Below are 14,080 nucleotides of genomic sequence, written 5' to 3'. Positions count from 1 at the left end.
GGAGACTTCAGTTGGAAAGGCCTAGCTTGTTCCAAATCCGCTCCTTAAAGATCTGCCATTTGGGTTTGTGCGTGACCGCTTCTATCGGTCGCTGCTTTTTAAACACGAAATACTGGTAGTCTTTTTCGTTGTAAAAAACACTGTAAGTTTCCATTTTGTCGAGGTAAAACCCATTGGCTGAGAGGTTTTCCACCAATGTGGCGGTATCTAGGGGCTGATCGATTACCTGAAGTTTTTCAGCCTCGTTTTCGATCATCCATTCCAGAAATCTTGGTGCAGGAATGTGTATAAACACTATGGTGTCCGGATGACTGTGACGCTTTATGGTTTCGAACAGTGCAAAATGGTCTTCAACTGGGATATGCTCCAACACATCGGGAAAGACCACTGCATCAAAAGTCTGTTCTTTTTTGTCAAAGTCCTTCATATCCGATGTTTCAAAGCGAAGGTTGGGATATTTGGCCCATAAATGGGTAGCTTGTCGGATACTTTCCGGGCTAATGTCGACGGCTAGTACATTGCCTTTCGGGACTTTTTTGGCCAGTAGGTGGCTTACCGTTCCAATGCCACAACCCACTTCCAAAACATGGTGCCAAGGCTTTAATCCGGCATCCATTACTTTTTTCAAGATACTCACGTGTCTTGAGTTTACACCGATTTTAAGTTGTAGATCGGCGAATTCGTCGTAAAATTTGGCTACATCCTCAGACATGGTGCAATGGGGTTATTGGTTGCTGCGTCGGCGAATAGAAACTACCAAGGCGAATCCAAGGGCCAAAACCAACAGGTATTGGGTGATGTTCATCGCCAGCGAAGCGGTGGCATAGGTGGTAGGATTAAAGTGAAATACGACATCGGATTGGCCCTGTGGAACCTCCAATCCACGAAGCAGGTAATTGGTTCGTAATATTTCCGCAGTTGTTCCGTTGATCGTGGCAGTCCATCCTTCAGGGTAGTAGACTTCGGAAAATACCACCAGCCCGGCCTTATTAGCTTCTACCGAATACGTTAATTGGTTGGGTTGGTACGATTTCAACGTCACAGATCCGGACCCAATGGCTGGCGCGCTACCTTGCGCAATGGCAAAAGTGGCTTTTGTCTTTGTATCCAAGCCGTTCAGCAGGTCGATTTCTTCTTGATTGGTGTCTACGTTTATTATTTCTGCGGGAAACCAAGCAGGGCCGTTTGCTTGGGGGTTTTGAAATACGGCATTTTCAGCTCGTCCCGCCATGATGTATTTGGTGTTCAGCATGTTTAGCACCGGGATACTCTCAAAATCAAAATTACCTTCCTGTGCTTTTTGGATAAATTGGTTTATCTCGGGAGAAATGCGGTTTTCTATCAGCTCTTGATACCTTCCGAGTTTTGCGCCATGATACCCACCTATGCTGTTGAATCGGTAGCTGGTTCTGGCTTCATTGAAAGGATTCTGTAGGTTGAGGACCCTAAAATGGCCTGGATCCTGCAGGATTTTCTGATCGGCCGGGGTGGCGGAAAAGTACTGCTGACTGGGATTTTCGGCAAAGCTGTCTTTATTCAAGTACCGACGGTTTATGCCCCATACGTCGATCGCTACCAATACTGCCATGACGCTGAGTGCAAGGGATTGGTTTAGCTTTTGTTTTAATAGGGCAAAAAGCAGGCCTGCCGTTACCACAAGAAATGCGATGCTTCGAAATGTGTCGGATAGCAACATGCTTTTTCGGTCTTCCCGAAGTGCTTGTTGCAGCCAGTCTGGATAGGAACCTTCCGCTGTCCCTCTATAGCCCAAAATTCCAGCAATGATCACGGCAAGTGCAATCATTCCCAATACCACAGCGGTAGCTATCCAAAATCTTCGGAAGTTTTCTTTTTTCGGAGGTAGGCTGATCAGATTTTGGAGTCCTAGAGCTCCGAGTACAGGAAACGCAAAAAGGGTGATGCCCAAAGACATGGATACGGCTCTAAACTTGTTATAGCCGGGGAGGTAGTCAAAAAGGAAGTAGTTTAGCCATGCAAGATTTTTTCCCCAGGAAAGGATTAAGGTGGCGACCGTGATTCCTAGGAAGATATTCCTGTATAATGAAGGCGCAAAAAATAAACCAATAATGAAAAAGAAAACCATGATCACTCCTCCGTAAATGGGGCCTCCGGTACCGGGCTGATCACCCCAGTAGGTGGGCGCACCGCGTGTAAATTCGGCTATCTGCGCAGGTTCAATGCCTTGCTTCCTCAACGCCTCCTCTGATGCAGATGAGCGGGGTAAAGGCTGCACACTTCCACCGCCCAAAAAATTAGGTATCAAGAAGGTCAATGATTCCAGCTTTCCTTGGGACCAATTGAATGCATAGTCTTTGTCCAGTCCGGATTGGCCAACTTGCTGCGGGGTTTCTAGGTTGCTCACACCGCGAGTAGAGTATTGGCTGTATTCCATTACGCTGGTTAATCGCGCGGCATTTCCTAGCACACCCAAAAAGGCGCCGAGGATCAATAGGCCGGTGACCTTTCCAAATGCTGGGAGTTCGTTTTTCTGCTGGAAGTGGATCAACTGGCCTATTCCATAGATGATTACAATAATAAGCGTGTAATAGGTGATCTGAAGGTGGTTGAATTTAAGCTGTAGTAGGATAGCAAAGGCTGTTATTAGGGTACCCAGTAATTTTTTGCCCGTAAAAGCGAGGTGTACTCCAGCAAAAAGAAGGGGGATGAGGCAAACAGCCCAAATCTTAGCGTTATGTCCTGCTTCCAAACTCAATATATTAAACGTATTAAAAGCGAAGGCCACCGCTCCGGCGGCGGATATCTCCGGCCGTATCCGGAAGCATAAGAGCAATATATACATTCCTACCATTCCAAAAAACAGGGATCCTATTGGGTGTGGCAGACCGAGCGTTAGGAGCTTAATCAGGAAATTGGTAATGTCACCTTTTGGGTTGCTGTGAATGAGGTATGCCGGCATGCCGCCAAACATGCGGTTAGTCCACAAGGTTTCTTCGCCTGTTTCGTTTCTATAGTCGAGTACTTCTTTTGCGGAGCCTTCCCACTGCAAGATGTCTGATTGAAACAAGAGTTTTCCTTCAAAAACTATGGGAGAGAAATAAAGAACCGTAATCAAATAGAAGGCTAAAACTCCCAGTAAGTGGGGAAGTATATCTTTTTTGAAGCTAAAAGCCATGTGTGAGGTTTAAAATTGGCAACTCGTTATCGCTGCAAATTAAGGATTAATCTCCACTTCTAAAATTTATAATTGTGCCCTGGTCTCCGCATTTTATCGCCCAAGTAATAACCCAAAGAAAATTCATGGGAGTTGTTTCGGTAGTTATTGGTTGCGGTCAGGTTGAAATCATATGCATAGCCAAACCGCAGGTCATTGGACAAAAACAGGTCAAAAAGCATGGCAATGGCGTTTCTATTTCCCCGGTTTCCCCAACCCGATCTGTAGGAGACCCCTACCCAGAATCGCTCATCGAGTAGCACCATGGTGTTTAGGTCGTAGCTGGTGGGTCCGGAAAGATCCTCCCGGACGAGCAGGCTGGGCTTTAGCGAGGCTTGCGGACTAAGTTCGAATATGCCACCTATCTGAAAGAAATAGTGAAAATTATGCGTGGCCAATGCCAGATCCCTGTTCTCCAGCCTTTGGCGCCCAATCATATTGAACACACTAATGCCGGTAAAAAAACTTTCTGTATGGAAGAACAGTCCACTGTTCAGGTTAGGTGTAAATAAGTTGATGCGCTCCATGGGGATGGTTCCATCCGTAGGGTCGTCAGGGAGTAGCCTGCTGCCGTCGATACTATACTCCGAAGTGCCGCCACTGATTCCCAACCCCAGATAGGAACGGTCCCCGGTTTTGATTTTGTAGGCATAGGTGAGGAGTATACTTTGCACCGAAGAGGCACCCAGTCGGTCGGAAAGCAGCGTAGCACCAAACCCCATGCTGCCATCTTTGGAAGCCATGTCCCCGGAAATACTGAAGGTCTGCGGAGACCCAGGGAATGCCATAAATTGACTTCGGTAGGTTGCCTGCACAAACGGATCTAATTTGTAACCGGCATAGGCAGGGTTAATATGGAGTCCGTTAAAGGTATATTGGCTGAATTGTGGGATTTGTTGTCCCTCTGCCGACAACGGAATCAAACCGAAACCAGCCAGCAAAGTAGAGCCGATGCGTAGCAAGCACGAAAAAATCAGGCCTATTTGATTACTTGAACCCATCCGTTATATTGTATTTTCTCTCCGCCCGGTAAATACCCGTTCAGTTGGTAATAATAGGTGCCACTGTTTAATCCTGAGGCGTTCCAGTCATTTTGGTAGTCATCTGATTGAAATACCGGATCCCCCCATCGATTGAATATCACCAGTTCGGTTTTTTCAAATTTATGTTCCGCCCTAACGATAAACGTCTCGTTTTTTCCATCATTGTCCGGCTTGATTACGTTTGGGATGAAAAGCGGCTTGATTTGTTTCGAAACCTGAGAAGCATTGTTTGCAGTATCTGGGTCTAAGGCCTCGCTAACGACCCAAGCTTCGTTGGTAAAGGTGCCATCTGTCAGAGCGACGACCTCTACACGGATGATCAATGATGCGTTCACAGGGAATTTAGCTACATTCCATGTCAGCAAACGTCCCGAATTGGTCAAGCTGGGGGTTATTTCAGAGCTAGTAGATTCAAATTCCCAACTTACAAACCTAACGCCCACCGGCAGTCGGTCAAAAATGGACAAGTCGGTTCCCTCGTCAATTCCATTGTTTTGGATCTCCAATTCATAGAAAAACGTATCTCCATCCTCCACTTCTTCCGGAGTGACAGTTTTGGTGAGGCTTAATTCAGACTCCCTAACTCTTACGATTACCTCGGGACTAGAGGCGGCCTGTTCGAAATCTCCTGCTGATATCCGCACTTCATTGACATAATCGCCGTCTTGGGTAGCCATTACATCCAGGGTAATTTCAATGTTTTCTTGCATGCCAAGACTTTCCCAATTCCACTGATAGCTACCTGTTGGAGTGATAGAGGCCGATAAGAACATCAGACCATCTGGAAGGATGTCCTCCAAGATGACATTTTCCAGCGCAAAGGGGCTGTTGTTAGTGGCGGAGATAAAAAACGTAAGGATTTCACCCTCCACAGCCCTTTGCCGGTCTACTCTTTTTTCCAAGGTGATTTCTACCCTGCCTACCCAAAGTTCCACGGTGGCATCGCTGCAATTGCCTGGTATTCCAGTTTGACAGATCTGGTATTCCACCACATAGTTTCCGGCACCTGCTCCGGGAGCAAGAACCAAGTTCCCAACCTGATCAAAGGTTACATTGAGATTTGTTTCGGTGCCTGAATCATCGGTGACCGAAGTTACCGCAAACGTCACCTCTCCGGGTTGAATCGGCCTCTCCATAAACAGGTCATTGGTCCATACTCCCAAGATATTTTCCTCAAAACCCTTAATGGGACCATACCGATCTGCAGTAGCTTGTATCGGTGCGACCTTGGTTTCTATCAGTATGACGTTACTAATAAGTTCACCGCAAAGCTGATCCCTCACGATCCTTCGGAAATAGGTGTTCTCCAGTATTGGTTCAGGGGCAAAAAATGCTTCGGTAGCCTCGGTGATTTCCGTCCAGTTTTCACCATCTAGTGATCGTTCCCACTGGTAGGTATAGGGAAGCTTGCCCCCTTCTACCGGTTGCCCAATTAGCGGATCGATTGGTTGTAATTGGAAGACTACCTGATTTTCCTGAATCACCGCATTGGTCAGTTCCGGGTAAATGCGTACACTTACTGGTAGCCGTTCTGCAGAAGGGCAACCTCCAATCACCTGTTCTGCGTAGTAGGTCACTCTGTCCTGAAGCGGGTTGTCCGGAGACAGTGGTTGATCTCCGGCAGGCGTAGCGTGCCAACGGATATTTTCCCCGGAAACCTGCAGGCTTTCCAGTGTTGGGTTACTTGTGGCACAAAACTCTTGTATTTGCAGACCTTCAGGTGATTCGATGGGAGGTAATAGTGTAAGCTTTACCACCGTTTCATCTTCGCCTGCACAGAGGCCAAAGATCTTGTACCCAAACTCGTATTCTCCAGGAGACAGTCCTTCCGTATTCCATAGGTTTCCCGTCAACTGTCCGCTATTGTTTAAGTCTTCCCAAGTGCCATACATACCGAACGGGGGGGCCAAGTAGTCAAATAAGTCTACTATTTCACCAAAGCAAATGGTTGCCACCTGGCCGATACCAGCCTTACCGTTTACTTGCTCAGGGTCTATGGTGAATTCCAAGGTTTCATTGATACAACTTTCCGGATCGGGTAGAGATAGGCGTACCTGATATACGCCTGCGTGGGTGTCTATCGAAAATGGTGAAAAACGCAGAATATGTTCCGTGCTGAGTATCACGTCCGGCGCATCGGTTCGAAACCATTCGTAATCTACCTGTTCGAAGAAAGGTACAAGCAGACTACCGTTCTCACCTTCGCACAGGTTTGTGGGCGTGATAGCAGGGAGGTTGCTACCAAATAAGGTGAGGCTGGAAGTAGTCGTATTTCCGCATCGATCGATCATGCGAAACCGGTAGCGTCCAGCTTCTAAATTTCTAAACAGGGGATCTGTGCCATTTTGGATATCTACCGGAATACCATTGATGGAAACAATGCTGTAAGTAACCGGTTCATATCCCACCTCTGAAAAATAGACATCGTAGAAACCGTTTCCGCAGGAAAAAAAGTTGATAGATACCAATTCGGCCCGTCCTGCAAAATAAAACTCTTTTACCGTGCTGATGCATTGAGTAAATGCGCTTTCACCCGGTAGAATGTCTGCACCGTCTTTAAATACCCGAACAGCTTTGACAATCCGCAAATCGCCTGAATAGGCAAGGTTTATATTGGATTGGCCATTGAACAGCATAACGGCATTTGCGGCTGTCAATTCCTGACCTTCCTCATAGGGTACACCTGTTTGGGGATGGCCCCAAACCCCGGTTTGAGGGTCTTTTCTTTGAAGCCCGAAGCGAAGGTTTTGGCTGTTGGGGATATCGCTGAGGTAATTGAGAAAGACACTAAATGTTCCGCAATTTTCTTCTACGGTTATTTCTTCTGAAGTAACCGTCGTACCTGCGATGGGGTAGGTTCTTCTATACACTTCGTCTCCGCAGCTTGTTTTTACTTCGAAAGTATAATCTCCGGAAGGGATTTCTCCCAAAAAAAACCTTCGGGAGTCTACCTGGCTAATGTGCTGCGATAAATCCACCGGAAACGACTGGCCAAACTCCGGGGGACCATCCACTAACGTGACATTTTCCAAAAAATAGTCAAAATTCAGTAATTCCAAACTTGCAAAACCAGGGGTGCAGCTTTTTAGCACCGTAGCGGAAGGCGCACCGACGATGGTTCGATGATCTACACTGATTGAGGCAGTGTTGCCGCAGGCGTCTGATAGGGTGAGTGCATAAAAGCCATCTGGAATCGGATCTTCTGGGCTTCCAAAGAAAATATTATTCTCGGTAAATGGACCGGGGAAATTGGGATTTGCCTCACCGGGGTCAAAGCCCTCCGGGAAGGCATCAAACTCTATGGTGAAAGGAGGGTGGGCAAATTGGGGCTTGATGGATAGGCGCCTCCTTCCACAAAGTCCAGCTCCCCATCTGAGATCATCTGATATTGAAATAGTTTTATTGATGGTAAATTGCTGAGGTGGCGTGGTGAAACCACAGTTATCGGTGGCCTGAATCTGATAGGTATAGGAGGTGCCTTGAAAGAAGGGAATATCGGAAAAAAAGGTGCCTCGGGTCAAATCTCCTTCTTGAAATTCTCTTGTAATGGTTTCAATTGCACCATTGGGCACAGCGATGGTCCATGTCACCTCAACCGGAAATTGAATAGCTGCTGTGGTGGATACCAACCGGTGTCCCACCGTTACGAGATCGCAGGATGGGAGCAGTGAGTTGAACTCTTGGTACGATGGGTCAATACCAAATGATGGTTTCGTCAACTGGTAGTCCTGGGAATAGACCTCGCCGCACTCATCGACTATAATTAAGGTATAAAGTCCTTCACTTAAATTGGAAAAGGAAGGATTGGTCTGTGGAGGGTGATTTTTGGCTCCCCTTAGTTCGAAGCTAGTCGGGGAGCCTGTTTCAACTATGGCTGTCAGTACACCGTCGTTTCCCGAGCAAATATCTTGCGCGGAGATAAAAAAATTTAATCCTTGTACGTTCCTTTGTATTTCAACCTCGGATTCAATAAGGAATTCGGTGCTTGAAGATTCACCGGTGGCTCTTACAAGGTAGTTTCCTTGCGAAAGGCCATCAAAAATCCCGGATCCGTTACTTACCAAGGGCTCTTGAAAATTCGGAGGCAAAAAAAGGCTGAAAACGACATTGGTCAAGGTTGTTGTCCCATCCACGGCAATTGTGGCCAAAATGGATCCATTTCCAGGGCAGGAGGCATCCTCTTTGGTAATGGTTAACGACGGATTACTCTGTGCGGATGCAATAGAGTTCATCCCCGCTGCTTGAAACAGAAAAAGTACCATCAAGCAGATATTCCAAGTAGGTAGAGACAGTCGCTTTCGCAGCGATTGGCCCATGGGTAGTGTGGTATGGGGTGATTCCAATTGGTTTCGCTATGATTTATCAGCGTCAGCACAATATCTGCGCCAAGTTTAAAACCAACTAATTTATCATTAGGTTTTACCCTGCCAATATTTGTCCTTTTTAATATGGGCTTTAGGTTAGCTTAGAGAACTATCCTGCTGAAGGGCCTGTACGATGGCTTTCAATAAATTTAATACAAATCGGTCTTTAATCTTTTCCTCCAGAAAACCAGGTTCGTAGATGCTCTGGGATCGCAGCATGACCGTTAGGATTTTGCCTAATGTTACGATGTCCAATCCATAGAGTTTTGAAGGATTATTGTAGTAGAGTTCAGCTTCTGCTCTCCACGAATACCAATCAAATAAAGGTACCAATCTCAGCTTTAGGACAGTGTCGAGCACCCTGACATGAATGCCCTTTAATCCTAAAATTTCATAGGGGGTATCTTTGAAGTTAAGTATTCCGAGTGTTTTCTCTGCTTTGTAGAATTTGAATTCCAGCTCGTGAATTACCTCGATAAGTGGTTTCAGGTTGCTGCCGGCAAGTTTGCGGCAGTGCTCCGAAAAACTGCTGATCGGAATAAAAAGGGGTGTAGATTCTTGTATCATGTTCATAATATTTAGTTTTATTTATGAAATTTATATAACTAGAATATTTGACTATAGTTACAAATTTTTAAAATTTACTATGATTTTAATTAGTAAACAGTTTTATTGATGTATTGTCAGCCTCCTTAACCCAGTAATCTCCCACACAATCAATCCTTTGGAGTTTTTCATAAGCAATTGATTATGATGTCATTTCAGGGCGTAAGTAACGACTTTTTTCTAACCTAAAAAATACCCTGATCGGGGTATTTTTGCATGTTAGATACAACTTTTTGGCTTATTGGATATTTCAAAGGTTGATATTTCACCTAAAATCATTGTTTTAGGGTGTCTCAATCGTGGTTTTGGGAGCAGAGCCTCCTCTAGAGGTAGGTTAATAGGATAAATCATGATTGAATTATAAAACTAAATAATAGTAAAAATTTTTTTCAAATAATCTCTTATTTTTTTAGCGAGCCCTTAAAAGGCAACTTACCCGTCGGAATTGGGTCGCTGGGCATTATATGGTCCAGAAAACTTTTTATGGAATTTATTTTATTTATTTTTGTGATAGAAAAAAAATGACTAGAAGACCATGTTCGATAATCTGAGTTATAAGTTAGACAGAGCATTTAAAACCTTAAAGGGTACAGGCACCATCACTGAAATAAATGTGGCGAGTACCGTGAAAGAAATCAGGAGAGCACTGATAGATGCGGATGTCAACTACAAAGTGGCCAAAGACGTAACAGACCGCATCAAGGAGGAAGCATTGGGACGGGATGTGCTAATAGCGGTATCACCCGGGCAATTGCTAGTTAAAATCACCCAGGAAGCACTGACCGAATTGATGGGTGGTGCTAAGGAGGATATCAATCTAAAGGGGGATCCGGCGGTCATTTTGATCTCTGGTCTGCAAGGCTCTGGTAAGACAACTTTTTCAGGCAAGCTTGCGACCTACCTCAAGAAACAGGGAAGGCAGGTTTTGCTCGTTGGTTGTGATATTTATCGACCTGCGGCGATCGAGCAGCTTAAAACACTCGGAGGACAGATAGGGGTAGAAGTGTATGCCGAACCCGATACTAAGGATGCAGTGCAAATAGCCACCAATGCGATCGCCCATGCCAAGAAGACCGGGAAAAAAACGGTGATTATTGATACGGCGGGCCGTTTGGCAGTGGATGAAAAGATGATGGATGAAATCGCAGCGCTGAAAGGGAAGGTAAATCCGTCCGAGACGCTCTTCGTGGTGGACTCTATGACCGGACAGGATGCGGTGAATACGGCAAAGACCTTTGACGAGCGACTGAATTTTGACGGGGTCGTATTGACGAAGCTAGATGGGGATAGCCGAGGTGGTGCGGCAATTTCCATTCGCCATGTAGTCAATAAGCCGATCAAGTTCATTTCTACCGGGGAGAAGATGGAGAATTTGGATATTTTCTATCCCGATAGGATGGCCCAGCGGATTTTGGGTATGGGAGATGTCATATCTCTGGTGGAAAAGGCACAGCAGTCTTTTGACGAAGATGAAGCAAAGCGTATTAATGCCAAAATCCGGAAAAATCAGTTCAATTTCGACGACTTTTTATCTCAGTTAGAGCAGATCAAAAAGATGGGCAATATCAAAGACCTGCTAGGGATGATCCCCGGTATGGGAAAGGCCATTCGTGGGTTGGATATTGATGACGATTCGTTTAAACCGATTGAAGCAATCATCAAAAGTATGACTCCTGGGGAGCGTGAAAATCCCGAGATTATCGACGGAAGCAGGAGAAAGCGGCTAGCTGCTGGTAGCGGGAGAACCATACAAGAGGTAAATAATCTCATGAAGCAATTTGGCGATATGAAGAAAATGATGAAACAAATGAACAACATGGGTGGAGCAAAAAAGGCACTGGGGGCCCTTGGAGGCCGCCGAAGATAGGTAAATAGATACTCTTAAAAACTGAAAAAAGGTACCGGCTTATTTTTGGCCGGTACCTTTTTTGCGTAATTGGATCCAAAACCCGATGTTGGGTAGGAATTTTTGTTTTAGTTGGTATAGTCGGCATTGAAATCCACCTTTGCGGTATCTATTTCCAAGAGTTCAGGCACATCGATTGCTAAGACGGCTTCTCTTTTGACCAGTTCTGCCATGACATCCATTTGTTGTCCATAGGGCTCATCGTCTTGATGGATTTTATTAAAGTAAGCGAGTAACTCTTCGTCACTATATTCTTGGTAGCGGAGTTTTCGCTCCTCAATGATTTTCGTTTTTTGTTCCGTAAAGATGCTTTCCTTTCTATCGGAGATTTTTTCTTTGTAGGAGGAAATTAGCAATTCGAGTTCCTCGCTGTCTGAGAAGGGTGCAGCAGACACCACAAGCTGTTCCGATTTGCCGTCGATGTGCACCACGGTTAGGGTATCCATATTTTGAAGAAAATACTCGTCACCTGTTTCCAAATCCACTACACGTTCTTCCTCATAGAGGAACCTCTCCTCGCTCGTGTTTTTTTGACAGGATGTGAATGTTAAGATGGATAAAGCAATAATTCCTGGATATTTCATAATGTTATTTTTTTCTTTGTACGTTTTACGTTTATTTCTTTAAGAAAGTTCTGTTTTTTTTAAGGCGTAAAACTCGGAACACCTTATTCGGAGGGTTTTTTGAAGGTTCAGCTATAGGAGCGTAGGCAGACGCGAAAAAACAGAAACCCTTTGAGCGGGTAAGCAGCAAATGCCGTGCAAAAAAGCTATTTTGGGTTTAGTTAATCCATTTTTCCATAAATTTTAAAAAATTATCTTTGTAATGGTCACTAACGGCTATATTGAACGAGCCCAAGTTTACGGTATTTTTGGTTACCGACTCTATGTGGTCTAACGAGACGATAAATGAGCGGTGCACGCGCATGAAATGTTCGCTCGGGAGGATCTCCTCGAGATTTTTTAACGAAGTCAAGGAAAGCAACGGGTGGGGCCTATCTTTTAGATGCACCTTCACATAGTCTTTGTATCCCTCCACACAAATAATATCTTTTAGAAAGACTTTTACCAGTTGATATTCCACTTTGAGAAAAATATAATCCTTCTGTGGAGCGAAAACCTGAGGCGGGAAATGGGCGGATTGGGAGAGCTGATAGGCTTTTGTACTTGCGCGTAAAAAATCATCGTATCCAAACGGCTTTAAGAGATAGTCCAGTGCATTTACTTTGTACCCCTCTAGCGCAAACTGATCATAGGCGGTCGTAAAGATGATCTTCGGATTATGTGGGCTTTTCCTGCCTTCTAAAACTCTCGCCAACTCCATTCCGGTCAAATCGGGCATTTGGATGTCTAAAAAAATCAGGTCGACTTCGTTATGGTGGAGAAAATTTAACGCTTCGATTGCATTGTCAAACTTACCTACAAGCTCTAGGAATTGGGTTTGATAAATGAATCCACTCACTAACGCCAAGGCCAACGGTTCATCGTCTACAGCTATGCATCTGATTTTGTTGTCGATCATTGGGAAAAGGTACGAATTTTTGATATCATCCAAAAAAATTAGGTCAGATCAATGGAAAGATTTACCCGGTAGAGCCTTTCCGGATTGGTGTCGTCAATGGTAAGTATGTGTTTATTTTTATATAACAGGGAAAGTCTTCTCAGGGTGTTTGTCAGACCTATACCTTTTCGGGATGTTTCCGGACTAGCCTGGTTTTTATCTGTGATTTTGTTTTCTGTTACAAGGATCAGTCGCTTTTCCTCCATGTGCAAGTGTATTTTGATATAGCTTTGGTTGCTTCCACTCACACCGTGCTTAAAGCAGTTTTCGACAAACGGCAAGATCATCATGGGGGCTATGGGCACCTCATCGAATTTTTCTTGAATTTGGATGTCTAATTTCACTTTTTCGGATACGCGTATTTGCATCAGTGAAATATAATCTTTGATAAAACTGATTTCAGCGCTGAGGAAGGTTTTGTCCTTTTCTGTTTCATATAGCACATATCTCATCATTCTGGAGAGTTTCAATAGTGCAGTTTTGGCCTGCTCTACGTCGAAATTGATAAGGGCATATATATTATTTAATGTATTGAAAAAGAAATGGGGGTTGATTTGTGCTTTCAGGTAAGAAAGCTCGGATAGTTTTTTCTGTTCTTCTAATTGGCGTCTTACTATATCCTCCAGTTGCCACTTATGAACTGCTGCGATACTGGTGCTTATGCCTATACTAAGCGCATACTGCATGTAGAAGACAATATCCCACGTATAGCTTTTCGGTCTGGGCACATACGGTTGTCCCGGGCGAAAAGCCTCATGCATCAGACGGGAAAACTCTACCCAACTATCGTACTTTTGTAAAATCAGGACGAAGGCCAAGCCGGCAAATAGAACGATAAACAAATACTGCCAGTAATTTCCCCGGAAGAGAAATTTGGGTGCCACGTAGAGGATGTTTCCGTAAAACGACCAAATCAATATGGTTAAAATAAGGAATTGCTTCACCCAAAACTCCATAGGAAGATCTATTCTCCAAGACAATGGGTTGATGACAAACAAGGCCAACGCTACCAGTAGCCAAGCAAGCACATGCACCAATACCGTTAAGTTTTTTCTAAATAGGGTAGGTTTCATTTTACGATGTTATTCCGAAAGTTTGGCATTGCCCATTCGTATTGTCAAATGAGGAAGGTATATGCGGCAGGGAATCCGAACCGGAGTCGCTGGGGGCACTGATTTTAGACGGTAAACATAATAAATAGTCGATTTATCAAGCTATTCAATATACAGTTCTGCGGAATGAATCGGTAGATTCGCGATTTTGGTCGACCAACGTTCTTTTGAGGCGCCGAGATGGAGATACCGTAGATTTGGGGTATTTCGTCTATAAAAGATGCGGTTTCGTCTAGTAGATTTTTTCTGGGTAAACTCATTCCGTTCCTTTGGGTTAGATTTTGAAAAAGAAACCA

Annotated in this window: 9 protein-coding genes; 1 reads left to right on the top strand and 8 read right to left on the bottom strand. The window is 44.6% G+C overall.

Annotated features, from left to right (window positions below):
* Positions 1-7: 7 nt before the first annotated feature.
* The 5 genes from IAQ59_RS07680 to IAQ59_RS07660 all read right to left on the bottom strand — a co-directional run bounded on the left by IAQ59_RS07680 (position 8) and on the right by IAQ59_RS07660 (position 9,173).
* The gene (locus tag IAQ59_RS07680) at positions 8-712 is read right to left on the bottom strand and encodes a class I SAM-dependent methyltransferase (RefSeq protein WP_209330213.1); all 705 of its coding nucleotides are present in this window, start codon (positions 710-712) and stop codon (positions 8-10) included.
* Between the two features lie 12 nt (positions 713-724).
* Positions 725-3,154, bottom strand: coding sequence for a YfhO family protein (locus IAQ59_RS07675; RefSeq protein WP_209330212.1), 2,430 nt, complete (start codon positions 3,152-3,154; stop codon positions 725-727).
* A 59-nt stretch (positions 3,155-3,213) separates the two neighbouring features.
* On the bottom strand, positions 3,214-4,194 hold the full coding sequence (locus IAQ59_RS07670) for a PorP/SprF family type IX secretion system membrane protein (RefSeq protein ID WP_209330211.1): 981 nt from the start codon (positions 4,192-4,194) through the stop codon (positions 3,214-3,216).
* Positions 4,173-8,552 carry a T9SS type B sorting domain-containing protein gene (locus IAQ59_RS07665; RefSeq protein ID WP_209330210.1) on the bottom strand — a complete coding sequence of 1,460 codons (4,380 nt, stop codon included), beginning with the start codon at positions 8,550-8,552 and terminating at the stop codon, positions 4,173-4,175. Before IAQ59_RS07665 ends, IAQ59_RS07670 begins: the two co-directional genes overlap by 22 nt.
* Positions 8,553-8,696: 144 nt before the next feature.
* Positions 8,697-9,173 (bottom strand): DUF6508 domain-containing protein, encoded by a 477-nt coding sequence (locus tag IAQ59_RS07660; protein ID WP_209330209.1) that lies wholly within the window; start codon positions 9,171-9,173, stop codon positions 8,697-8,699.
* 568 nt (positions 9,174-9,741) lie between these two features.
* Between IAQ59_RS07660 and ffh the strand changes: the two genes are divergently transcribed.
* Entirely contained in the window at positions 9,742-11,073 is a 1,332-nt protein-coding gene (gene ffh / locus IAQ59_RS07655; protein WP_209330208.1) for a signal recognition particle protein, read from the top strand.
* A gap of 107 nt (positions 11,074-11,180) precedes the next feature.
* On the opposite strand, the gene IAQ59_RS07650 is transcribed toward ffh, so the two are convergent.
* From IAQ59_RS07650 to IAQ59_RS07640, 3 genes are all read right to left on the bottom strand, one after another.
* Entirely contained in the window at positions 11,181-11,696 is a 516-nt protein-coding gene (locus IAQ59_RS07650; RefSeq protein WP_209330207.1) for a hypothetical protein, read from the bottom strand.
* Positions 11,697-11,892: 196 nt separating this feature from the next.
* Positions 11,893-12,633 carry a LytR/AlgR family response regulator transcription factor gene (locus IAQ59_RS07645; protein WP_209330206.1) on the bottom strand — a complete coding sequence of 247 codons (741 nt, stop codon included), beginning with the start codon at positions 12,631-12,633 and terminating at the stop codon, positions 11,893-11,895.
* Between the two features lie 38 nt (positions 12,634-12,671).
* On the bottom strand, positions 12,672-13,745 hold the full coding sequence (locus IAQ59_RS07640; RefSeq protein WP_209330205.1) for a sensor histidine kinase: 1,074 nt from the start codon (positions 13,743-13,745) through the stop codon (positions 12,672-12,674).
* Between the last annotated feature and the right edge of the window lie 335 nt (positions 13,746-14,080).

This window comes from Lunatimonas salinarum, assembly GCF_017811155.1.
GTDB lineage: Bacteria > Bacteroidota > Bacteroidia > Cytophagales > Cyclobacteriaceae > Lunatimonas > Lunatimonas salinarum.
The sequence above is the reverse complement of the archived record's forward strand: the minus strand, read 5'-3'. Positions and strand labels throughout refer to the sequence as shown.

Excerpts from the sequence above, each read along its gene's own strand:
- IAQ59_RS07645 (WP_209330206.1), bottom strand. The coding sequence starts at position 12,633 with ATGATCGACAACAAAATCAGATGCATAGCTGTAGACGATGAACCGTTG.
- IAQ59_RS07675 (WP_209330212.1), bottom strand. The coding sequence starts at position 3,154 with ATGGCTTTTAGCTTCAAAAAAGATATACTTCCCCACTTACTGGGAGTT.
- IAQ59_RS07670 (WP_209330211.1), bottom strand. The coding sequence starts at position 4,194 with ATGGGTTCAAGTAATCAAATAGGCCTGATTTTTTCGTGCTTGCTACGC.
- IAQ59_RS07640 (WP_209330205.1), bottom strand. The coding sequence starts at position 13,745 with ATGAAACCTACCCTATTTAGAAAAAACTTAACGGTATTGGTGCATGTG.
- IAQ59_RS07650 (WP_209330207.1), bottom strand. The coding sequence starts at position 11,696 with ATGAAATATCCAGGAATTATTGCTTTATCCATCTTAACATTCACATCC.
- IAQ59_RS07665 (WP_209330210.1), bottom strand. The coding sequence starts at position 8,552 with ATGGGCCAATCGCTGCGAAAGCGACTGTCTCTACCTACTTGGAATATC.
- ffh (WP_209330208.1), top strand. The coding sequence starts at position 9,742 with ATGTTCGATAATCTGAGTTATAAGTTAGACAGAGCATTTAAAACCTTA.
- IAQ59_RS07680 (WP_209330213.1), bottom strand. The coding sequence starts at position 712 with ATGTCTGAGGATGTAGCCAAATTTTACGACGAATTCGCCGATCTACAA.
- IAQ59_RS07660 (WP_209330209.1), bottom strand. The coding sequence starts at position 9,173 with ATGAACATGATACAAGAATCTACACCCCTTTTTATTCCGATCAGCAGT.